Origin of the sequence: Empedobacter sp. UBA2044, assembly GCF_002333005.1 — a bacterium.
Taxonomy (GTDB): Bacteria; Bacteroidota; Bacteroidia; order Flavobacteriales; family Weeksellaceae; genus Empedobacter; species Empedobacter falsenii_B.
This window is the reverse complement of the sequence record NZ_DDBA01000033.1, coordinates 1-23,641: the sequence shown is the minus strand read 5'-3', so window position 1 is coordinate 23,641 and position 23,641 is coordinate 1. Positions and strand designations below refer to the sequence as shown.

22 protein-coding genes and 1 pseudogene are annotated in these 23,641 nt (G+C 31.7%); 12 read left to right on the top strand and 11 right to left on the bottom strand.

Going from position 1 to position 23,641, the window contains the following annotated elements:
- Positions 1-5 precede the first annotated feature (5 nt).
- From bamA to rfbD, 4 genes are all read left to right on the top strand, one after another.
- On the top strand, positions 6-2,528 hold the full coding sequence (gene bamA, locus B4E59_RS05580; RefSeq protein ID WP_291046219.1) for an outer membrane protein assembly factor BamA: 2,523 nt from the start codon (positions 6-8) through the stop codon (positions 2,526-2,528).
- A gap of 61 nt (positions 2,529-2,589) precedes the next feature.
- Positions 2,590-3,177: an OmpH/Skp family outer membrane protein gene (locus tag B4E59_RS05575; protein ID WP_286495463.1), complete on the top strand. Its 588-nt coding sequence runs from the start codon at positions 2,590-2,592 to the stop codon at positions 3,175-3,177.
- Positions 3,178-3,203: 26 nt separating this feature from the next.
- A complete protein-coding gene (locus B4E59_RS05570) occupies positions 3,204-3,719 on the top strand; it encodes an OmpH/Skp family outer membrane protein (protein ID WP_291051903.1) in 516 nt (171 codons plus the stop codon).
- Positions 3,720-3,772: 53 nt separating this feature from the next.
- On the top strand, positions 3,773-4,627 hold the full coding sequence (gene rfbD, locus B4E59_RS05565; protein ID WP_291051899.1) for a dTDP-4-dehydrorhamnose reductase: 855 nt from the start codon (positions 3,773-3,775) through the stop codon (positions 4,625-4,627).
- 69 nt (positions 4,628-4,696) lie between these two features.
- Here rfbD and serS read toward each other — a convergent pair whose 3' ends face one another.
- The 5 genes and pseudogenes from serS to B4E59_RS05540 form a co-directional block, all read right to left on the bottom strand.
- Complete coding sequence (gene serS, locus B4E59_RS05560; protein WP_291051896.1) at positions 4,697-5,965, bottom strand: serine--tRNA ligase; 1,269 nt, start codon at positions 5,963-5,965, stop codon at positions 4,697-4,699.
- A gap of 315 nt (positions 5,966-6,280) precedes the next feature.
- Positions 6,281-6,568, bottom strand: a complete 288-nt coding sequence (locus tag B4E59_RS05555) for a hypothetical protein (RefSeq protein WP_291051893.1) — start codon at positions 6,566-6,568, stop codon at positions 6,281-6,283.
- A 21-nt stretch (positions 6,569-6,589) separates the two neighbouring features.
- Positions 6,590-7,714 (bottom strand): DNA polymerase III subunit, encoded by a 1,125-nt coding sequence (locus B4E59_RS05550; protein ID WP_286495459.1) that lies wholly within the window; start codon positions 7,712-7,714, stop codon positions 6,590-6,592.
- 18 nt (positions 7,715-7,732) lie between these two features.
- The gene (locus tag B4E59_RS05545) at positions 7,733-8,410 is read right to left on the bottom strand and encodes a copper homeostasis protein CutC (protein WP_291051890.1); all 678 of its coding nucleotides are present in this window, start codon (positions 8,408-8,410) and stop codon (positions 7,733-7,735) included.
- A pseudogene (locus B4E59_RS05540) lies at positions 8,407-9,386 on the bottom strand (isoaspartyl peptidase/L-asparaginase family protein). Before B4E59_RS05540 ends, B4E59_RS05545 begins: the two are co-directional and overlap by 4 nt.
- Before the next feature lie 98 nt (positions 9,387-9,484).
- On the opposite strand from B4E59_RS05540, the gene B4E59_RS05535 reads away from it, so the two are divergent.
- From B4E59_RS05535 to B4E59_RS05520, 4 genes are read left to right on the top strand one after another with little or no spacing between them, the layout of a single operon-like run.
- Positions 9,485-12,217, top strand: coding sequence for a GH92 family glycosyl hydrolase (locus B4E59_RS05535; protein ID WP_291051887.1), 2,733 nt, complete (start codon positions 9,485-9,487; stop codon positions 12,215-12,217).
- Positions 12,217-12,810 carry an FEKKY domain-containing protein gene (locus B4E59_RS05530; RefSeq protein ID WP_219034963.1) on the top strand — a complete coding sequence of 198 codons (594 nt, stop codon included), beginning with the start codon at positions 12,217-12,219 and terminating at the stop codon, positions 12,808-12,810. The genes B4E59_RS05535 and B4E59_RS05530 overlap by 1 nt, the downstream gene beginning before the upstream one ends.
- Before the next feature lie 49 nt (positions 12,811-12,859).
- Entirely contained in the window at positions 12,860-13,276 is a 417-nt protein-coding gene (locus B4E59_RS05525) for a Fur family transcriptional regulator (protein ID WP_291051884.1), read from the top strand.
- 57 nt (positions 13,277-13,333) lie between these two features.
- Positions 13,334-15,268, top strand: coding sequence for a heavy metal translocating P-type ATPase (locus B4E59_RS05520; RefSeq protein ID WP_291051881.1), 1,935 nt, complete (start codon positions 13,334-13,336; stop codon positions 15,266-15,268).
- A 28-nt stretch (positions 15,269-15,296) separates the two neighbouring features.
- On the opposite strand, the gene B4E59_RS05515 is transcribed toward B4E59_RS05520, so the two are convergent.
- On the bottom strand, positions 15,297-16,052 hold the full coding sequence (locus tag B4E59_RS05515) for a tyrosine-protein phosphatase (protein WP_280050893.1): 756 nt from the start codon (positions 16,050-16,052) through the stop codon (positions 15,297-15,299).
- 176 nt (positions 16,053-16,228) lie between these two features.
- On the opposite strand from B4E59_RS05515, the gene B4E59_RS05510 reads away from it, so the two are divergent.
- Positions 16,229-17,071: a siderophore-interacting protein gene (locus tag B4E59_RS05510; RefSeq protein WP_125349936.1), complete on the top strand. Its 843-nt coding sequence runs from the start codon at positions 16,229-16,231 to the stop codon at positions 17,069-17,071.
- An 84-nt stretch (positions 17,072-17,155) separates the two neighbouring features.
- Positions 17,156-17,878: a GLPGLI family protein gene (locus B4E59_RS05505; RefSeq protein ID WP_125349935.1), complete on the top strand. Its 723-nt coding sequence runs from the start codon at positions 17,156-17,158 to the stop codon at positions 17,876-17,878.
- Positions 17,879-17,937: 59 nt separating this feature from the next.
- Here B4E59_RS05505 and meaB read toward each other — a convergent pair whose 3' ends face one another.
- The 4 genes from meaB to B4E59_RS05485 all read right to left on the bottom strand — a co-directional run bounded on the left by meaB (position 17,938) and on the right by B4E59_RS05485 (position 22,341).
- Positions 17,938-18,915 carry a methylmalonyl Co-A mutase-associated GTPase MeaB gene (gene meaB, locus B4E59_RS05500; protein ID WP_125349934.1) on the bottom strand — a complete coding sequence of 326 codons (978 nt, stop codon included), beginning with the start codon at positions 18,913-18,915 and terminating at the stop codon, positions 17,938-17,940.
- A 169-nt stretch (positions 18,916-19,084) separates the two neighbouring features.
- Positions 19,085-19,699, bottom strand: coding sequence for a helix-turn-helix domain-containing protein (locus B4E59_RS05495; protein ID WP_114998328.1), 615 nt, complete (start codon positions 19,697-19,699; stop codon positions 19,085-19,087).
- Positions 19,700-20,002: 303 nt separating this feature from the next.
- Positions 20,003-22,102 carry a ferrous iron transport protein B gene (gene feoB, locus B4E59_RS05490; RefSeq protein ID WP_291051877.1) on the bottom strand — a complete coding sequence of 700 codons (2,100 nt, stop codon included), beginning with the start codon at positions 22,100-22,102 and terminating at the stop codon, positions 20,003-20,005.
- A complete protein-coding gene (locus tag B4E59_RS05485; protein ID WP_114998322.1) occupies positions 22,102-22,341 on the bottom strand; it encodes a FeoA family protein in 240 nt (79 codons plus the stop codon). Before B4E59_RS05485 ends, feoB begins: the two co-directional genes overlap by 1 nt.
- Before the next feature lie 177 nt (positions 22,342-22,518).
- Here B4E59_RS05485 and rplU point away from each other — a divergent pair, with 177 nt between their 5' ends.
- Together rplU and rpmA are read left to right on the top strand one after the other, a co-directional pair.
- Entirely contained in the window at positions 22,519-22,824 is a 306-nt protein-coding gene (gene rplU / locus B4E59_RS05480; RefSeq protein ID WP_019975660.1) for a 50S ribosomal protein L21, read from the top strand.
- Positions 22,825-22,867: 43 nt separating this feature from the next.
- Positions 22,868-23,125, top strand: a complete 258-nt coding sequence (gene rpmA / locus B4E59_RS05475; RefSeq protein ID WP_038334883.1) for a 50S ribosomal protein L27 — start codon at positions 22,868-22,870, stop codon at positions 23,123-23,125.
- Positions 23,126-23,198: 73 nt separating this feature from the next.
- Here the strand turns inward: rpmA and B4E59_RS05470 are convergent.
- The coding region (locus B4E59_RS05470) for a hypothetical protein (protein WP_291051874.1) at positions 23,199-23,641 on the bottom strand (443 nt) is incomplete at its 5' end.

Here is a 23,641-nt window from a genome sequence, read left to right as displayed (position 1 = left end):
GGATTATGAAGAAAATTTTTTGGACAATGTGTATGCTTGGAGCTTACATGGCACAAGCGCAAGTCGTAGATTCTACGAAAACCATTGATTCAACACAACAAGATAATTTTGTCTTAGATTATACCAATGCACGAACTTTCAAATTGAAAGATATCGTTGTAACAGGTGACTCTAAATATTCTAAGAATCAAATTATCCGTTATGCAGGTTTTGCTATCGGTGAAGAGATAGAATTACCAGGTACGAAGGTAAATAATGCTGTAAAAAAATTATGGAGATCTAATATTTTCTCTGACATCGACTTGTATGTAGATAAAATAGAAGGTAACGAAGTAACATTAGAGCTTGCCTTGGTTTCAGTTCCTAGTTTAGGAGAAATTAAGATTAACGGTGTGAAAAAATCGCAACGCGAAGATTTAATCAAACAAAATAAATTAAATCCAGGTGTTAAGATTACACAAAGTTTAATCAATACGACAAATAATAAAATCAAAGATTATTATACTGGAAAAGGTTATCCTAACACAACAATTAATGTAGAACGTCAGCCAATTGTTGGTAAAGAAGACGAAGAAAACATTACATTAAATGTGAATCGTGGAGAGCGTGTAAAGATTAAGAAAATCATTTTCGAAGGAAATGAAAACTTAACTGCTGCTCGTTTACGTAAAAAAGGGATGAAAAATACCAAACAGAAATCTATCAATATTTTCAAGTCATCTAAAATGATTCCTGAAAAATTCCAGGAAGATTTAAAAACTTTGGTTGATGAGTATAAATCTGTTGGTTTTAGAGATGCTAAAGTTGAGTCATACAACATCGAAAAAGTTGATGATAAAAACTTATTAGTTAAAATTAAAGTTAACGAAGGAAAACCATATTTCTTAGGAGATGTAACGTTTTCTGGAAACTCAATTTATACTTCTGAACAGTTACAGCGAATTTTTGGTTACAAAACAGGAGATCATTATGACGCAGTAGGTATCAACAAAAAGATTTCTGGATCAGAAAAAGACGATGATATTTCTACGTTATATATGGATAGAGGGTATTTGTTTGCTCGTGCTATTCCTGTAGAAAAAAGTGTAAAAAATGATACAATCGATCTTGAAATTAAAGTTTTCGAAGGTACACAAGCTACACTTAATAAAGTAACGATTAACGGTAATACAGAAGCACACGATCATATTTTATACCGTGAGTTAAGAACTAAACCAGGAGATTTATTCTCTAAATCGGACATTAAGCGTACGATGATGGAGTTAGCTTCTTTGGGATACTTAGAACCAACGCAAATAGTTCCAGATATTCAACCAAATCAAGATAATAATACAGTTGATGTGGAGTGGAAAGTTGCGCCAAAATCATCTTCTCAAGTAGAATTACAAGGAGGATATGGTGCAGGGACTTTCATTGGTACATTAGGATTAACTTTCGGGAATTTCTCATTAAAGAATTTTTTCAATAAAAAAGCTTGGAAACCAATTCCAATGGGAGATGGACAACAATTATCATTAAGAGCACAAGCTGGTAACGGATATAAAAATTATAGTTTATCATTTGTTGAACCTTGGATTGGAGGAAAACGCCCTACAGCTTTATCAACGTCTTTTTATTATTCGCAATATGATTACCGTGATAATTATGGAGAAAAAGCGAAATTGGATATCTTAGGAGCTTCAGTTGGGTTAACTAAGTTATTAACTTGGCCAGATGATTATTTCCGTTTATCAAACTCAATTTCTTATCAGTTATATAACTTCGATAATTATGCGATGTCTGTTGGTAATATGCAATATGAAAATGGTTCGTCAAACAACTTAAACTACACATTAGGTTTAACACGTAATTCTGCTGGACCAGACCCTATTTTCCCACAATCAGGATCAGAAATTAGTTTATCGTTTACGACAACATTTCCTTATTCAGCTTTTAATAACAAAGACTATACAAACATGTCTGATGTAGAAAAATTCAAATGGTTAGAATATTATAAATTCAAAGCTAAAGCATATTTCTACAAAGAATTAACTGGTAAATTAGTTTTAAAAGCCGGTGGAGAGTTTGGAGTTTTAGGAACATATAACCGTAAAATTGGAACAATTCCTTTCGAACGTTTTTACTTAGGAGGAACAGGTCTTACACAAAATCGTTTCGATGGACGTGAGATTATTTCATTAAGAGGTTACGAAGATGCAACAAATTCTGGTGGACAAACAGGAGATATTACGCCAGAAGGAGGTGGTACGATTTATAATAAATATTCATTAGAATTGCGTTATCCAATCACAATGAGCCAAACAGCTAAAATTTATGCATTAACTTTTGCGGAAGGAGGTAACGTTTGGAACAATACAAGTGAATTTAAACCGTTTGAATTAAAACGTTCTGCAGGGGCAGGTGTTCGTATTTACATGCCAGCATTTGGTTTATTAGGATTCGATTTCGGATATGGATTTGATAAAGGATTTGGACAAACAGAACGCTCAGGATGGCAAACTCACTTTATTATTGGACAACAATTCTAATAAATTGAATAAATTTGCTTAGAACATTTTGGCATAATTTTAGAATTAACACACCACAAATATGAAAAAATGGATTAGTTTTATAGCGTTGTTCTTTGGATTAGCAAGTTTCTCTTTTGCGCAAAGATTTTGTTATGTAGACAGTCAGTATATTTTAGAAAATTTACCAGAATATACATCGTCTCAAAACAAATTAAAATCTCAAACAGAGTCTTGGCAAAAAGAAATTGAGCAAAAACAAGAAAATTTAGCTAAATTACAAGCCGAATTCGAAGCCGAAAAGATTTTATTAACGGCAGAACAGGTGAAAGAGCAAGAGAAAAAGCTAGCTGATGAAGTAGCGGCTGTAAGAATTTTGCAAGATAAACGTTATGGACCAAATGGTGATTTAGTTAATCTGAGAAGATCAATGGTAAAGCCTTTACAAGATCAAATTTATAATGCGACAAAAGAAGTTGCAGATAAAAGAGGATATGGTTTTGTATTTGATAAAGGAAGTGATTTAATCATGATTTATACAGATCCAAAGTTTGACATAAGTAGAGAAGTATTAATGACTTTAAGACCAGAATTGAAACCAAATAATTCAAAAACATCAACTTCCGGAAATAATAAAACTAGCAATAGTAGCAATAAAACAAGAAAATAAATTTTAAAAAACAAATTAGACTAGAAATGAAACAAATTAGATTGATAGCAGTATTTACAATGATGGTTTTCGGAAGCGTTTTATCTTACGCTCAAGAAATTGCACATATAGATACGCAAGCAGTAATTGAATCAATGCCAGCTTACAAAAAAGCAGAGGCTGATTTACAAGCATTAGGTAAAAAACACGAAGATGCTATCGCAAAATTACAAGCAGACTATAAAACTTTTATGGAAACTGCTCAAAAAGATTTAGCTGGTAAATCTCAAGAAGAAGCTCAAAAATTAATTGCAGCGAACAAATACCAAGAGAAAGAGCAAGAAATGCAAAAGAAATACGAAACTTATGCAAAAGCTGCTCAAGATGAAATGCAAGCAAAAGAGAAAGCTTTAATGGATCCAATCGAGAAAAGAGTAATGGATGCAATTAATGCTGCTGCTGCAAAAAAAGGAGTTAAATATGTTTTACCTGCTGGTGTTTTAGTTTACAAAGCTGGAGGATACGACTTATTAAACGATGTGAAAAAGGAATTAGGATTATAATTTTAAGAATTATTAATATCTTCAAGCCACTATTTTAGTGGCTTTTTTTATATATGAAAAGAATTTTAGTTACCGGAGCGAATGGTCAGTTAGGTCAATCGATCTTAGAGCAATCAAAAAACTACAAGGAAATTGAATGTTTTTTTGTCACTCGAAATGAATTAGATATTACGAATGAAGAATTAATTAATCGTTATTTCGAAAATAAATCATTCGATTTTGTTGTCAATTGTGCAGCTTATACAGCAGTTGATAAAGCAGAAGATGATCAAGAGAATGCTTATTTAGTAAACGCAAAAGCAACAGAATTTTTAGCAAAAATAACGAATCAAAAAGGAATTCCTTTTATTCACGTTTCGACAGATTATGTGTTTGATGGGACTGAAGCTCAACCTCGTTTAGAAACTGATCAAACAAATCCTATAGGGGTGTATGGTCAAACAAAATTAGATGGAGAGAATTTAGCATTAGAAAACAATCCTAAAACGATTATTTTACGTACAGCTTGGGTTTATTCTCGATTTGGAAATAACTTCGTTAAAACGATGCTTAGGTTGTTTAATGACAAAGATTCAATATCTGTTGTGGTAGATCAAATTGGTTCGCCAACAAATGCAATAGATTTGGCTGATGCAATCTTAACGATTATTTCGAAAGATGATTTAACGTATGGAATTTTTAATTATTCGAATGAAGGAGAATGTTCTTGGTTTGGATTTGCACAAAAGATTAAAGAATTTTCTAATTCGACAATCGAAATTAATCCTGTTCCTACTTCAGCTTATCCAACAAAAGCGAAGCGTCCTGCGTATAGTTTATTGGATAAATCAAAAATAAAAGAAGTGTATCAATTTAATATTCCGACTTGGGAAGATAGTTTGAAAGAAGAATTGAAGTATTTGATTTAGTTTCAGTTTTAATAACATAAAAAAAGCTCGAGAATTCTCGAGCTTTTTATTTATCTGAAAGATTATTAATTAATCTATAATCTCAAAACGAGTATAAGGTTGCAATGCTTTCGGAATTTTTACTGTTCCATCAGCTTGTTGGTGATTCTCTAAAATTGAGGCTAAAATACGTGGTAAAGCCAAAGCAGAACCATTTAAACTATGTGCTAATTGAGTTCCGTTTTCATCTTTGTAACGTAATTTCAAACGATTTGCTTGGAAAGTCTCAAAATTAGAAACAGAAGAAACTTCTAACCATTTTTCTTGCGCCTCAGAGAAAACTTCAAAATCGTATGTAATTGCAGATGTAAATCCTGTATCACCACCACAAAGTCTTAAAATACGGTATGGCAATTCTAAATTTTCTAAAATTCCTTTTACGTGCTCAATCATTCCTTCTAAAGCAGCGTAAGAATTTTCTGGTTTTTCGATACGTACAATCTCAACTTTTTCAAATTGGTGTAAACGATTCAATCCTCTAACATCTTTTCCATAAGAACCCGCTTCACGACGGAAACATGGTGAATATGCAGTCAACGTAATTGGTAAATCTTCTGCTTTTACAATTGTATCACGGTAAATATTCGTCACAGGAACTTCCGCAGTAGGAATCAAGTACAAATCATCTTCTCCAATATAATACATTTGTCCTTCTTTGTCTGGTAACTGTCCAGTTCCATAACCAGAAGCCTCATTCACAACGAAAGGAGGAACAATTTCTGTATAGCCAGCATCAGAATTTTTATCTAAGAAAAATTGTGTTAAAGCACGTTGCAAACGAGCACCTTTTCCTTTGTAAACAGGGAAACCAGCACCAGTAATTTTAACACCTAATTCAAAATCAATGATGTCAAATTTCTTAGCAACTTCCCAGTGTGGCAAATTGTTTGGTTTTGCAGTTGCATCTCCGTGTTCAAAAACGATTTCATTATCATCAGCATCTTTTCCTGCTTTTACGATTTCGTTCGGAATATTCGGGATTTGATACAAAATATCTTTAACGGAGGTTTCGTAAGACGATAATAAATCTTGTAACTCTTTTGATTGAGTTTTTAAATCAACCGTTTTGATTTTTAATTCATTAGCCTCTTCCGATCTTCCATCTTTAAACAAATTACCAATTTCTTTTGCTAATTTGTTGGATTCAGCTAATACATTATCTAATTCAAATTGTGTTTTACGACGAAGTTCATCCACATTTAAAACTTCATCAACAAGATCTAATTGTTTGAAGTTACGTTTTTTAAGTCCTTCAATTACACGATCTTTGTTTTCTTGAATGTAAGAAACTACTAGCATACTTTTATTAAATTTATACAAATGTATAAATAATTAATTTTTTTAAATAAAGATTAAATGATTTAGGATCAAAAATTAATCAAAATCAATTAATTTTTAAATTTAACTGTCTTCATTAGATAAATAATTAACACAATGTTTTTTACAAAAAATATTCAAAAATTGTAAAATAATTTATAACATATTTAAAATCAATTTTTTAAATTTTATTTATTGAGAATTGATTAATACAATTATATTACATTGATTTTACATGCTGTTGTTTACGTTTCGAAATACATTTGTCAAAGAAAATTAATCGAAAATTATTAATAATTAAAACAATAAAACAATGAAAAAATTTTTCGCAGTAGTTGCAGTAGCAGCTTTATCTTTAGGAGCAGTATCTTGTGGTGAGAAAAAAGCAGAAGAAGCACCAGCAAACGTTGATTCAGCAGCAGTAACAGTTGATTCAGCAGCAGCAGTAGTTGATTCAGCAGCAGCAGTAGTTGACTCAGCAGCAGCTAAAGTTGATTCAGCAGCAACTGAAGTTGAAGGTGCAGCTAAAGAAGTAGCTCCAGCAAAATAATTTGAAATAACATTCAAATCATATAAAGAAACCACTTGTTAGATAAGTGGTTTTTTTTATGCTGTTTTGCGATGTAAATAGCGAGTTAATTTGATAGATAAATCTAAAAGTATAATTTTAGAATTACCATTTCGCTCAATATGATACGATGCTTCATTAATTTCATTTAAAATATCTTCGATATTTGCTCCATGTATAAAAGGTGCAAAACCTTGCCATTTAAAACCTTCTGCATTAATTTGCAAGAAAACTAAATCATCAGATTGATACGTTTTTAATAAAGCTTGACGAAAAATCTCGGAACAATAATTTAAAAAATCTTTTTGTTCACTTCTCGACCAACTTGCAATTTGATTCGACCAATCAATCAAATCCTTTAAAACGGTTGGAGTTTTGGCTGCCATAAACGCTTTTCGAACCCAAGTCACAAAATATTTATCAAATAAATACTCATCATCATTTAATTGATGCAATGCTTCTCGTACATTTCCTTGCGATAGAAAAGCAATATGTTGCGCTTTTTCTGGATTAATATTTTTCTTCTCAACCAAATAGTTCTTTACATCCGATTGTGATAAACGTGGGATTTTTACTAATTGACAACGAGAAATAATGGTTTGTAAAATTAAATCCTCGCGTTCTGTTACCAATAAAAAAAGTGTTTTTTGAGGCGGTTCTTCAATTATTTTCAACAATTTATTCGCAGCTGCAGTTGTCATTTCCTCAGCTTGCCAAATAATCATGATTTTATAGCCTCCTTCGTAACTATTTAGCGCTAATGTTTTGACGATTTCATCCGCTTCATCAACAGGAATAACGCCTTGTTTTTTCTCAATTCCAAGATGAGACATCCAATCCGTTAAATTTCCATAGACATTTTCGTCTACAAAAGTTCGCCAATCGTTTAATAAATACTTAGCAAGTGGCTTTTTTACACTTTCTGTTGCTGAATAAGGAAAAGAAAAATGTAAATCGGGATGTTGTAATTTATCAACTTTCAGATTGCATTGTTCGTTATTCAAACCACACAAAACCTCACGTGCATAAGCAATTGCCAAAGCCAAAGTTCCCGAACCTTCTGGACCAGAAAAAAGCTGAGCATGACTTATGCGACCATCTTTTATAGATTGTTGAAGCTTGTTTTTAATCTCCTGTTGTCCAATTATATTTTTCCAAAGCATAAGCCAAAGTTACTATTTTTATTTTTCAGAATTAATCAAACTTTTTAAATGATTGATTTCTTCTAAATTAGCAATTCCAGAATTATCAATCATCGCTGATGAATGAAAGTAAGTAGCGTTTGTATATGAATCAATTTCTTCAATATTTGTTGAGCGCAAACCACCTCCTGGCATAATTGTAATTTGATTTTCTGCTTTTTTAACAAGGTTTTTTAATTCACGTTTTCCATCATCAACATTACTATCTAAACCAGAAGTTAAAATAGTTTTGAATCCTAAATCAATCACGATTTGAAGTGAATTTTCGGCATCAGAAGTTCTGTCAAAAGCGCGATGAAAAGTACAAGGAAAAGGTTTTGCAAGTTCAATTAATTCATGATTTCGTTTAAAATCAATTTCGTTGTCTTCATTCAAAATTCCAAAAACAAAACCATCAATTCTAAAATTTTTAATCATAATAATATCAGATTTCATTTGTTCAAATTCTTCATTAGAATAACAAAAATCTCCACCACGGGGGCGAATCATCACCATAATATCTTTGTCAGTTTCTTTTCGCAATGTTTTGATATCTTCAAAATCTGGCGTAATTCCACCTGAAGAAGCATCAGCGCATAACTCGATTCGATCTGCATTTGATTTTGCTGCAACTAAAGCTGATTCTAAGTTGAAACAAGCGATTTCTAATTTTTTCATTTTATAATACATTTTCCGTCAATCAAACGATTTCCAGTTTCGTCATAAACCGCAAAGTTAAAGCCTGGATGAATACAATACGAACCATATTCACCTTGTATATTAATCGCAATAAAACCAACTTGAATCGCCGATAAATCTTTTTTACGCGATTTTGTTAACTTAATAATTCGATGAACAGCTTCTTTACACGCATTTTCTGGCGAATAACCTTGACGCATCAATTCCACAACCAAATGACTTCCCGCAATACGAATTACTTCTTCACCGTGTCCAGTTGCTGTCGCTGCACCAATTTCGTTATCAACATACAAACCTGCGCCGATAATTGGTGAATCTCCAACACGACCATGTATTTTGTATGCTATTCCACTTGTCGTACAAGCTCCAGAAAGATTTCCGTGCGCATCTAATGCAATCATTCCAATTGTATCATGATTTTCGATATTGATTGGCATTTGATAGTTGGTGTCTTTCAACCATTCTTTCCATTCTTGTTCGGAAACATCAGTCAATAAATTCTCCTTTTTGAAACCTTTTTCCTGAGCAAATTGTAGCGCTCCATCTCCAACCAACATGACATGTGGAGTATCTTCTATCACTTTTCGCGCAACAGAAATCGGATGTTTGATATATTCTAAACCTGCAACAGATCCAATATTCGCCTGATCGTCCATAATACAAGATTCCAAGGTTAATTTCCGTCACTATTTGGACATCCACCATAACCAATACTTTGTTCATTTGAATCTGCTTCTACCAATTTTACACCTTGTTCTACAGCGTTTAAAGCAGTTCCATTTTTTCCTAAAACTTTCCAATCTTCAATGTTGGCTTCAAGACAAAAATGCCATATAGAAAGAACAATTGGCTTATTGATTTTTATTGAAGTATCTGATTTTGTATATTTAGTTTGCGCACTAAGATCAAGTTTCGTTGCACCTAAAAGCAAGCCTAGTGCACCTAAATTTTTTATGATATCCAAGTGTTTATCGATTTCTAAATTGTGTTAAAACAGATATAATCCATATTATTGTATAACAGAATTTCTGTCAATCAAAACACTAAAAACTAATGAGATCAACTTTACTATCATTTATTCTGATGATGTTTTCATCATTAATTTTTGCTCAGAAAAATAATTATGCACAATATGTTAATCCGTTTATTGGAACAGGTGGACATGGACATACATTTCCTGGAGCGACTTTACCATTCGGAATGGTTCAACTTTCTCCAGATACTCGAATTGATGGAAGTTGGGATGGTTGTGGTGGTTATCATTATTCTGATGATTTTATTTATGGTTTTTCACATACACATCTAAATGGAACAGGAGTTTCTGATTATGGTGACATTATGTTGATGCCAACGCTTAATCAGAAAGGATTTAATCAGACTGATTATGGTTCTAAATTTTCGCATAAAAATGAAAAAGCAACAGCAGGATATTATCAAGTTTTGTTAGATAAATATAATGTCAATGTTCGATTAACGGCAACAACTCACGTTGGTTTGCATGAATATACTTTTAATAAAGCTGGTGACGCAAATATCATTTTAGATCTTAATCATCGTGATAAATTAGTTGACGGAGAAGTGAAAATTGTAGACGCTAAAACACTTTATGTTTACAGAAATTCGGAAGAATGGGCGAAGAATCAAAAGATTTTTGCCAAGATAGAATTTAATGTTCCATTGAAATTAACTGCTTCAAAAGACGGAAATATAATATCTAAAACATTTAAAGGAAATGAAATTGCCTTGGCTTTTGGTAAAAAAGTAAAGAAAGGTGAGAAGATTATGGTAAAAGTGACCTTATCTACAACTGGATATAATGGAACGGATGTTAATAGCAAAGAATTAACAACTTTTGATTTTTCTAAAACGAAAGCCGCTGCTGAAAAGGCTTGGGACAAAGAATTATCGAAGATTGAAGTGAAATCTTCAGATAAGAATAAACTAACTATTTTTTATACAGCGATGTATCACACGATGATGCAACCAAATATTTCGCAAGATTTGAATGGAAATTATCGTGGAATGGACGATCAAATTCATTTGGCAAATAATTTCGATTATTATTCGGTTTTATCACTTTGGGATACTTTTCGTGCTGCGCATCCTTTGTATACCTTGATTGAGAAGAGAAGAACGATTGATTTTATTAACACATTTATCAAGCATTACGAACAAGGTGGACGTTTACCTGTTTGGGAATTAGCGAGTAACGAAACCGATTGTATGATTGGTTATCACTCGGTTTCTGTGATTGCTGATGCAATGGTAAAAGGTTTCAAAGGCTTTGATTATGAGAAAGCTTATGAAGCAGCAAAACATTCGGCAATGTTAGATCATTTGGGATTGAAAGCTTACAAACAAAACGGATTTATTTCGATTGACGATGAACACGAATCAGTTTCTAAAACATTAGAATATGCGTACGATGATTGGTGTATTGCGCAAATGGCATTGATTTTAAATAAACACGACGATTATAATTACTTTATCGAACGTTCTCAATATTGGAAAAATTTATTCAATCATGAGACAAAATTTATTCAGCCAAAGAAAAATGGAGGTTGGCTAAAACCTTTTGATCCGCGTGAAGTAAACAATAATTACACAGAGGCGAATGGTTGTCAATACACGTTTTTTGCACCGCAAGATATTAATGGAATGATTGATTTTTATGGTGGAAAAGATGGTTTTGATGCAAAATTAGATGAATTATTTAATGCACCATCAGAAACAACAGGTCGGGAGCAAGTGGATGTTACGGGACTTATCGGGCAATATGCGCAAGGAAATGAGCCGAGTCATCACGTGGCTTTTTTGTACAATTACATTGATAAGCCAAAAAAAACAAAAGAATTGGTTCATAAAATTTTGAATGAACATTACAAAAACTCGCCAGATGGATTGATTGGAAATGAAGATTGTGGGCAGATGAGCGCGTGGTACGTTTTGGCTTCGATGGGAATTTATAGCGTTACGCCAGGTTCGGGAATGTGGACGACTGTTGAGCCGTATTTTGATGAAATCACGATTAATCTAGAAGATGGAACGAAGCGTATAATCACGAAAAATAATTACAAAGAAAATCAATTTTTAGGATTTGAATTTTTGAAAGATAGAGAGATTAAACCTATTTCTGAAAGTGAAAAAATTGTAACAATTCCAGTTTTGGTTGCTGAAGACAGATCATTTCAAAATAAAATGAATGTTGAAGTAAAATCTTCTGAACCAAATGCGAAAATCTATGTTTCTGTGAATGGTAAAAAAGCAGAAATCTATAAAAAACCAATTTCAATCAAAGAAACAACTACAATTTCTTCTTTTGTGGAAGTGAATGGAAAGAAAAGTAAAACAATTTCTGGAACATTTACTAAGAAACCAAATGATTATACAATTCAGTTGAATTCTACCTACACACCGCAATATCATGCAGGTGGATATGATCAAAATTTTGATGCAATTGTTGACATGAAAAAAACGAAATCCGTTTCTTCGGTTGTCATGAATTTCTTGCAAGATTCTCGTTCTTGGATTGTCTTACCTACAAAATTAGAAGTCTATACATCGAAAGATAATCAGAATTTTAAATTGGTTGGAATGTTAGAAAAACAAGTTGATGCATTTGATAATAACGTGTTTTCTGATTCATGGAAAATTCAGTTTAAAGAAGAAAAAGCACGTTACATCAAAGTAAAAGCAACAAATTATGGTGCTTTCCCAAAAGGTCATTTAGCAGAACCTTTTCAAGGAAAGTCGTATATTTTTGTAGATGAAATAACAGTGAAATAGTGAATAAAAAGTTAATTGTTTTTAATTTAATCGTTATTGGATTAATACTTTTATTTCCAATAATAAATTTTTGTTGGATACATAGTTCTTCAAATTATACTTTTTGGGATATTTATTATCAAACCGAATATCATGAAATTATTTACATTCTTATTGGAATAATTATTTTCTCAAGTTTAATTAGTTTGTTTAAATACAGTAAGTTGATTAATGTTAATTTAGTTTTAACTTCAGTTTTTTTTATGATTATAATTGGAGTATTTATAAATGACATAATTAAATTAAAAAAGGAAGAAAAAGAATACATAGAAAGAGCAAAAGAAGATATTAAAAATGATAAAATTATTTTTCTTCATTCAGGAGGATTTCCTTTACCAGAATTTAGTTCTGAAACCTATGCTAAAATTGACAGTATTCACAATAAATATGGAGTAGATTATATAAATATTGGAGTTTTAGATTTTAAACATGATAAATTAGAACTAAAATATGAAGAAACTGTAAAGCCTTATCTTGAAAAACGTAATGGTAAAGATTGGAAGAAACGAATGCAAAAAGAATTAGATGCAATAAAAAAGGAAAAACTTTATTAACTAAACTTTAGTTAACTTTTTCGTAACTTTATATTCGAAATCGAAGAAAATGCAAACAGAAATTTTAAACAAAGCATTACAGAATCGTTCTATCAATCCAACAGCGATGCGTTTGTTGGTTTTAGATAAATTGATGAAAACTGACGTTGCATTAAGTTTAGCTGATTTAGAAATTGAGATGGATCAAGCAGATCGCGTTACGATTTATAGAACATTAAAAACGTTTGAAGAAAATAAATTAATTCATTCCATAGAGGACGGAACGGGTTCTAAAAAATATGCGCTTTGTGAGTCGAGTTGCAAATGTACGCCTGAGTTTACGCATGCTCATTTTCATTGTAACAATTGTAATCAGACGTTTTGTTTGAGAAATATTCATTTGCCAGAAATCAATCTACCCAAAAATTTCGAAGTCGAACAATCTTCTTTTATCTTAAAAGGAATATGCGATCAATGTAAATCCTAAACTTTGCAACCAGATTGCAGCAACAACTTTATAATTTTGAAATATAAATTTTTAATTATGTCTAAAGCTTGTTGTAGTACGTCAAATGACGAACATAAAGATACTCATAATCACAATCACGAAGGTCATGACCACGAACACAATAATAGTAAAATTTTATTAGGTGCCAGTTTAGCTATTTTCTTTGCCGGAATTTTTGTTCAATATGTTTTAAAACCAACTTGGTTTGTTGATAATCAAATTATTCGTTTGATATGGTTTGGCATTTCTTATATTATAGTAGCATTTCCTGTTTGGGGAGAAGCCTTTAAATTAGCTAAAAAGCTAGATTTCTTCAATGAATTTTCGTTGATGGGAATTGCGACTTTAGGTGCTTTCATTATTGGCGAATATCCAGAAGGTGTAGCGGTAATGTTGTTTTATACAATTGGCGAAATGTTCCAAGAAGCGGCGGTTAATAAGGCAAAAGGAAATATTAAAGCCTTATTAGATGTTCGTCCAGACACAGCGCATGTTTTACGAAATGGTAATTTCGAAACAATAAAACCACAAGATGTGGTAATTGGAGAAACAATTCAGGTAAAAGTTGGGGAAAAAGTTCCGTTAGATGGAATTATGATTTCAGATAAAGGAAGTTTTAATACTGCGGCTTTGACGGGAGAAAGTAAACCTTCAACGTATAAAATAGGAGAAACTGTTTTGGCAGGAATGTTAAATCTTGAAAATGTAATTGAAATTCAAACGACGAAAAAATTTGAAGATAGTTCGATTGCAAAAATTTTACAAATGGTTCAAGATGCAGCTTCTCGCAAAGCTCCAACTGAATTATTTATCCGAAAATTTGCAAAAATATATACGCCAATTGTTTTCTTTTTAGCGGCTGCTTTGGTGATTACTCCTTATTTCTTTGTTGATAATTACGATTTTAATGATTGGTTATACAGAGGTTTAGTTTTCTTGGTTGTTTCTTGTCCTTGTGCATTAGTTATTTCGGTTCCATTGGGTTATTTTGGTGGAATTGGAGCAGCTTCACGCAACGGAATTTTAGTAAAAGGTTCTAACTTTTTAGATTTAATGGCGAAAGTAAACACAGTTGTGATGGATAAAACAGGAACAATGACGGAAGGCGTTTTCGAAGTTCAAAAAATTGAAACTAATCTTCCTGAAAACGATTTTTTAAATCTTGTTTCGGCTTTAGAAAAGCAATCTACGCATCCAATTGCGAAAGCGATTGTGGCAAGTCATCCTTCAGAATTGAAAGCGATAGAAGTGGAAGAAATTTCTGGAAAAGGTTTGAAAGGAAAAGTTGATGGAAAAATAGTTTTAGCTGGAAATACTAAATTATTAGATCATTTCTCGATTCAATATCCACAAGAAATTCATGATATTGTAGAAAGTATTGTGGTGGTTGCAGTTGATGAAAAATATGCAGGATATATTACAATTGCTGATAAAATCAAGGAAGATGCGCAACAAGCAATTCAGAAAATGAAAGCTTTAGGTGTTTCGAAAACGATTATGTTGAGTGGAGATAAAAATACCATTACGCAAAAAGTTGCAAAAGAAGTTGGTGTTGATGAAGCTTTTGGTGGATTGTTACCAGAAGGAAAAGTAGAGAAAGTTGAAGCATTGAAAAAAGATCAAAATCAAGTGGTGGCTTTCGTAGGTGATGGAATCAATGATGCGCCTGTTCTAGCGCTTTCTGATGTCGGAATTGCGATGGGTGGACTTGGAAGCGATGCTGCGATAGAAACTGCAGATGTTGTAATCCAAACCGATCAACCTTCTAAAATTGCAACGGCGATAAAAATTGGTCGTGAAACAAAAAAGATTGTGATTCAGAATATCATTTTAGCAATGGGCGTTAAAATTATCGTGCTTTTCCTTGGAGCAGAAGGAATTGCCAATATGTGGGAAGCTGTTTTTGCAGATGTAGGTGTTGCTTTATTAGCAATTTTGAATGCTGTTCGAATTCAACGAATGAAATTTTAGATAAAAAATAAAGCGATCAATTGATCGCTTATTTTTTTATGTATAAATCTTTCATCAAATCTAAATCAACCTTTAAAATATCAGTTAAATAATTTTCGACTGAACCAAAATTCTTATTAATCGCTTCATAAGAGCTTTCCAAATATTCAGGTAAAACATCAATTAGATATTTATAATTCGGATCGATCTTTAAGATGTGTGCATATTTTTGTTCCAAAAAGATATTAGAAGCCAAGTAATCATCCATAATTGTATCTAAATCGACTTTCAAAGCAGATAAAATCATTGCTGTTGCAAATCCAGTTCGATCTTTTCCTGCAGTACAATGAAATAAAATTGGCGTTCTATTTTTATGTTGAATAATATCAAAAAAGCTTTTGTATTGCGTTTGACATGTTTTATCTAAAACAAAATCCTCGTAGATTTTACACATAAATTCTTTCGGATTTGAAATTCCAGCTTTGAATTGTTTCACTAAATTTTCGAAATGTCCAGAAGAAATATCCAAATGAACTTCGTGATTACAACTATTTGGAATGCGATCTTGATTTTTTAAACGTTCGTAAGTCGTGCGTAAATCAATAATTGTTCGAATTGGAAAATCGTTTAAAATCTCCAAATCATCATCTGTCAAATTTGCTAAATCATCAGATCGAATTAACAATCCTTTTCTAATGACTTCATTTTTTGTGTTAATTATTCCACCTAAATCTCTGCAATTAAATCCGCCTTCAAGTGGAAGAGTTCTTTGTCCGAGCGAGATTTCGCATAAAGTATTTTCCATTTTCTGTTCGTTTTTTAGGTTATTTTTAATATGTAAAAGTTAAGGTTAATTATTTAGTTATCATATTAAAATCGTATTAAAAAAAGTATAACTTTTTACTTTAACATTTTATTATTCTTATTCAATCTAAATTTACTTTATATTCGTATAGAATTAGAATAAATCTAAATAATCTGATGGGAGATAAAGTGAAAATTGCGAAGGAGAAGTTCATCTTAAAAAAGAAAGAATTTGTGACACCACATCTTATTCGCGTTCATTTGGAAAATGATGATGTATCTTTTTTTAAGGATACAACGTTGGGCGGAACATGTAAATTACTTTTTCCACCGCTTGGGATCCGTGATATTCACTATGCTGAGTATGATGAAGAGAATCAAAAATGGATTTCGCCATCAGAAAAATTTAAACCAGTTTCTCGTACCTATACGTTGCGCGATATTGATGCAAAAAACAATGTGATTGTGATTGATATTGCAAATCATGGATTGAATGGTCCAGGATCGCGTTGGGCAAATGAGGCGAAAGTTGGAGATATGATTGGAGTTTCGATGAAGTCGAAAAAAAAAGATTTGGCTCCAAAAACAGATTTCATTTTCTTGGCTGCAGATTTAACAGGCTTGCCTGTAATTTCAGCAATTATAGAGTCGCTTCCTGCTAAAACAAACGGAATTGTTTGTGTGGAAGTCCCAACAGAAGATGATATTCACCAAATTGAAACGAAAGCAAATTTAGAATTTAAATGGATTGTGAATCAAAATGTAGGAAGCGGAATAGCTTTATATAGTTTGACAAAAAATCAGAAATTTCCGAAACGCAAAGACGGAAAACGATTTGCTTATGTTGCGGGGGAATCTAAATCTGTAAAGGAAATAAAATCATTTTTTAAAGATGATTTAGAATGGAAAAAAGACGAATTTTATTGTACATCGCATTGGAAAGCAGGAAAAGCAGAGAAAAATGCATTAGAAAATTGTCACGATAAAATAGAACAAGAATTGTTGGTAAGAGTTTTCTAAAAACAAGAGGGATATTTAATCAAAAAGCTTTATCAGAAATGGTGAAGCTTTTTTTGTTATCTTTAAATTTCTAATTGCATTAAAATGAAGTATATCTTATTGTTGTTGTTTTCAGTTTCAGTTTTTGGTCAAGAAAAATTTAAAGTAGAATATGAAAGACGGAATTTTATTAATTTGAATGATCCGAATCCAGAATCGAAAAGATTAAGAGAGGAAATGTTTTCGAAACCAAAATATATTGCTCTTTCTGTCGATGCAAATCAATGTCTTTCACAAGAAATAGAACGAATTGATAATTCGCAAGGACCAAAATATTCGATGAAAGTTTTAGGTGGTTTTAAAGATTTGGAAAGCTTTTATGATTTCGATACGAATTCAAAAATAATCATGAGAGAAATGGATTCCAAATTGTATAATATCTCTGATTCCATTGCAACTTATAAATGGAGTATTACGCGAGAATCCAAAAAAATAAAAGGTTATGATGTACGAAAAGCAGTAGCTGTTGACGCTAATTTCAACATAGAAGCGTGGTATGTTCCTTCGATAAAATCAAAATGTGGACCAGATGAATACAATGGTTTGCCAGGATTATTATTAGAACTGAAGAAAACTTCTTTGAAAGATGAAAATCAGTATACAACTTATAAGTTAGAATCAATTTCGATTGACGATAAGCTGAAACTACAAAAACCAACGAAAGGAAAAGTAATTTCGACACCAGAATTTGATAAAATTGAGAAAGAATATTATCAAAAAATACAAGAAAATATCAACAAAAAAACAGGAGTTGATAAAGATGATTAACAAAAAAACGGCTCAATTTTGAGCCGTTTTTTTGTTATTTTGATTCAATAATCGTAAACTTACTTATTAAGAAATTCATCAATTTCAGTGTGGTTATTCAACCAATCTTTTGCCATTTCGAATGCAGATAAATTTTTGCTTAATTCTAGTGGGTGTTCTTTAAGTAATTTTAAAAATTGTTGATTAATCAAATCAATTGTGTAGCGTTCCGCTTGATTAAGCTGTTGTTTTTCTCGGTTTGATGCGTAATAATTATTTTCATTAATAAAATTGAAATAATCATTGACCAATTCCCAAAGTTCAGGAATTCCTTTTCCGATTAATCCAGAACCGATAATTGATTTTCTTTTCCATTGAGAAGATTTGGTTGGTAAAAATTGCAATGAACGAACAATATCCAATTTTGCATCTTTCACTAATTTTTCTTGAAACGAATCTGATTTATTGACAAAAATTAAATCAGCCATTTCCATAATTCCTCGTTTTATTCCTTGTAAATCATCTCCAGAACCCGGAAGTTGAAGAAATAAGAAGAGATCTGAAATTTCATTTACTAAGGTTTCAGATTGTCCAACACCGACAGTTTCAATCAAAATATTTTCAAACCCTGCTGCTTCGCATAATAAAATTGCTTCATATGTACGTGAGGTAACACCACCTAAAGAACCGTTAGAAGCGCTTGGACGTATATAAGCATTCTCTTCTCGCGATAAGTCCTCCATGCGTGTTTTGTCGCCTAAAATACTTCCTTTTGAAAGGGAACTACTTGGATCAATTGCTAAAATCGCTACTTTTTCACCTTTACTTAGAATATATTTCCCCAAAGATTCGATAAAAGTACTTTTACCAACACCGGGAATTCCTGTAATGGCAATTCTTTTTGAAGTTTTGGAAACAGGTAATAAACTAATGATATGTTGCGCTAATTTCAAATCGTCTAAACGATTGCTTTCGGCTAGTGTAATAGCTCTTGATAAGGCAAAACGATCGCCTTCTTTTATTTTTTGAGCAAGTATTTCGGGGTCAATTTTTCGCATAAGACACAATCTTAGATTAAAGATAAAGTCTTAATTAAGAATAAAAAAATACAATCGAAATTTGTGAATGTATTTTATATAGCTCTTGCATTGATTGGTATAAAAAATAAAACAAATATAATTGTTTATATATTTTAAATTCAATTATATAAACTTCATTAATTCGTAATTATGAATTTTTTTGTTCCTCTTTAATTCTTTTTATAAAAGCAGAAGGAGATTCATTCATGATTTGAGTAAAAGTTGTTGTAAAAGTACTATGAGAAGCAAATCCGCAATCACTTGCTAAATAGCTTACTTTCGTGTTAATGTATTTCGGCTCATTTTGAAGTCGATTGACGATATAATTTACTCTCAATTCATTCAAATAAGAATTAAATTGCTTTTGACGATGAGTTTTAATGATTTCAGAAAGATATTTTGTATTCGTTTCAAATTGTTTTGATAATGAAGCAAGGTTAATATCTTTCTTAGTAAAGCCTTTATTCTTCTCAAATAACTCTAATTTTCGAAGTAAGTCATTCTCGGTTTTAGATGAAATGCTAAGGTTATTCGTTGGTTTTTCTTCAATCATAACCTCTGTTGGTGGAGTTGGAGAAATGATTTTATTTGTAACCTCTTCTTTGATTGGTTCAGAAGGAATTTCTTTAATCTCTTTTACAGAACTTATTTCTTCGACAGAAATCTCAGTTGATTGTTTAGTTTTTTTGGAAACAAAGTAAATAATTAATCCTAAGATAATTATCGCTGAAATTAATAATAAAATGATTAACCAAGTTTCCATTTTTTGTAAAATTTATATTCCGAATTAATAAAATAAAACCAATTGATAATCATTAAAATAATTGATTTTCAATGATTATACTATTTGTAAAAATACTCCGAAATTTTGAAATAAAAAAGGCTAACTTTTAAGAGTTAGCCTTTTTTTTGAAATTCATCTTTGCTTGGAGAACAACCACAGCCTTTTGAGCATCCGCCTCCTTTTGAACTAAATGAGTTTCTAATTAATTTTACAACATACCAAACTGCAAATCCGAAAAGGAAAGCGATAAAAATATATTGTATCCAAATATTGTCCATACTATTATTTTAAAAAATGATATGCAATAAATGCAACTACATATGCCAAACCTGTCATAAACCCTGTCTGAATCAATGTCCATTTCCAAGAATTTGTTTCGCGTTTTACGATCGCAATTGTACTCATACATTGCATTGCGAATGCATAAAATAACAACAATGAAACTCCTGTAGCGAGGTTATATGCTGGTTCTCCTGTGTTTTGGTTGATCTCATTTTTCATACGATGAAGTAAACGATCTTTTTGACCATTGTCCTCTACATCAACTTCTCCTAAACTGTAAACCGTTGACATTGTTCCGACAAAAACTTCACGCGCAGCGAATGACGAAATCAAACCAATTCCCATCTTCCAATCGTATCCTAATGGCTCTACAACTGGCTCTATAACTGAACCTAATCTACCCAAATAAGAATGTTCTAATTTATAAGAAGCAATTTCATTTGCTAAATCTTCTTCATTCATTTTTGGATGATGAGCAGTTACAATTTCTTCTGCATTTCTGAATTGTTCTCCAGGTCCGAAAGTTCCTAAAACCCAAAGAATAATCGAAATTGCAAATATGATTTTACCCGCATCAACTAAAAATCCTAACGTTTTTTCCCAAACATTAATTCCAACATTTTTCCAATCAGGAAGTTTGTACGTTGGCATTTCTAAAATTAGGTAACTTTTATGTTTTGCTTTAATGATTAAATCCAATAAAATAGCACTTCCTAATGCGCCTAAAACACCTAAAATGTACATCACAAATAACGCCAAAGCTTGGTAACTTAATCCAAAAATATGTTCGTCGGGAATTACTAAAGCAATTAAAACGATGTAAATTGGTAAACGAGCCGAACACGTCATAAAAGGCGTTACAAGTATCGTTAATAGACGCTCTTTGTCATTTTCGATATTACGTGCAGACATGATTGCAGGAACGGCACAGGCAACTCCAGAAATTAACGGAACAACACTTTTTCCGCTTAATCCAAATGGTTTTAACCATCTGTCCATTAAATAAACCACGCGGCTCATGTAGCCCGTTTCTTCCATTATTGAAATGAATAAAAACAAAATGGCAATTTGCGGAACGAAAACGGCAATCCCTTCTATACCTGGGATTATTGCACCTCCAATGATTTCGTTGATAGGTCCTTCAGGTATTAAACTAATTGCTTTTTCGTCGATCCAACCAAATAAATCTTCGACCATTGTCATTAATGGTGCAGACCACGCATAAACAGCTTGAAAGATTAATAATAAAATTCCTAAAAAGATGATGTATCCAAAAACTGGATGAATCAATGTTTTATCAATTTTATCGGTTAAGGTTTCATTTCCGTCAAAATTATATGAAATAATATCGTTTAATTTTTCCTCTAAAATTTTATTTCGATCTAAGGCTTCTTTGACTTGTAATCGTTTCGAAACAATAGAATTTTCTTTTTTAATTGTATCTAATTTACTTAGATTTTCTTTCGATTCGAACGGAACTTCTTTCTGTGAAAGATATTGCCAAGCTAAATAATCAGATTTAAGATTAAATTCATTCTTGATTTTTTCTACAATAGAAAGATACTCTTTCGGAATTTCGTAATGACGATTATATGGAGTTGCGTCTTTTGTAAAAGCTTCTACTAATTCATCAATTCCTTCGCTTGTACGCGCGTTTGTTAAGTATATTTTTGTTTGAAGAAAATCTTCTAACTTTTTCAAATCAATATTAAGTCCCTTGCTTTTGATTTCATCTTTCATATTGATGACAAAAATTGCAGGAACGTCTAAATCTCGAACTTGTTGATACAACAAAATCGATCGTTTTAGATTAGATGGCTCACCAATAACAACTGCTAAATTTGGGTAATGACTATTGGTTTTGTCTCCTAAAGTTTTGAATACAATTTCTTCATCCAAAGAACTTGGATAAATTGTATACGTTCCGGGAAAATCTGTAATTTGGAATTTATTTCCATTTCGTTCTATTTTACCTTCGCGCTTTTCTACCGTCACACCAGGATAATTCCCAACTTTTTGACGAAGATTTGTTAATTTATTAAATAACGAAGTTTTACCAACATTTGGGTTACCAATTAAGGCAATTTTATAATAATTCATTATTTTTTTGTTATCAAAATTTTATCGGCTTCGTTTCTTCTTAAAGCTAAAACAGACTTATTAGAGATGATACTGATGCAAATAGGACCACCAAATGGAGCCTTATTTTTTACCAATAAACTTGTTCCAGGAATAAAGCCCATTTCATAAAACTTTGCAGGAATATCTTCGGTACTAAACCCTGTTACAACTGCTTGTTCGCCAATTTTTAAATCTTTTAAAGAATAATTTTCAATCATTTCTACCAATCTATCTATGAATTATCTCAAAGGCAAAGATACTTATTTTTAATTAATCCAAATAGAAGATATGTCATAGTTTTTTTATCTTTCTAATTAAATTTCAATGAATTCAAGTATCTAAATTCAAAATTTTGATTATCTTTGCACTCAATTTTCATTTATAAACATTAATTTATGTACGCAATTGTAGAGATAGCAGGGCTTCAATACAAAGTTGAAAAAGACCAACAATTGTTTGTAAACCGTTTAGCTGGTGAAGCAGGTGACGAAGTAAAATTCGACCGTGTTTTATTAACAGATAACGGAGCAATCACTGTCGGCGCCCCAGTTATAGACGGAGTTACCGTAGTAGCTAAAATCGTTGAACACGTGAAAGGAGACAAAGTAATCGTTTTCAAAAAGAAAAGAAGAAAAGGTTACCAAAAGTCTAACGGTCATCGTCAACAATTCACTAAAATTGAAGTAGCTTCAATCGGTTAAGATTGAGCTGAGATTAATTATTAACTCTTAAAAACAAAACGAAATGGCACATAAGAAAGGGGTCGGAAGTTCGAAAAATGGTCGTGAATCACATTCGAAACGTTTAGGTGTTAAAATTTTTGGTGGACAAGCAGCAATCGCTGGTAACATTATTGTTCGTCAAAGAGGTACTCAACATCATCCTGGTGATAATGTAGGAATCGGTAAAGATCACACATTATTCGCTTTAATTGACGGAAAAGTAGTTTTCACTAAAAAACGTAACGATAGATCTTACGTTTCAGTTGAACCATTATCTTAATTGATAATTCGACAGCGAAAATGCTAACAATATAAAAGCTCGAACTTATTACTTCGAGCTTTTTTTATGATTTTTATTCTTCTAAGTCTACAGCTCCTTTAGAGTATACTTCATCAGAATTTAAGTTTATGTTGAATCCTTTTTCAATTAACTTATCTCGAATTAATTTCCTTTTTCCCCAAGGATCAATAGATTGGATAATTCCTTTTTTATCAAAATAAAATGAATAATACAATGGATTACTCGTACCATGTTTACATTGGAAGGTATTTTCGTTTAAATTTAATTTCTTAGAATTTATTGGTTTTAAAAATTTATACCTTTTAAAATTAATGTCAGCAGAATCTATAATAGCAATTGTATAGTTTTTATACTCATATTGTTGAGTTTTCTCATTTGTGTTACAAGATCCTAAGTATGCCATAAAAGTAATTCCAACTCCAAATTCAGCATTATTAAAAAAAACTTTTCTATCAGGACTTTTTAATTTATCAAAATGTCCCGTCCTGAAATAGC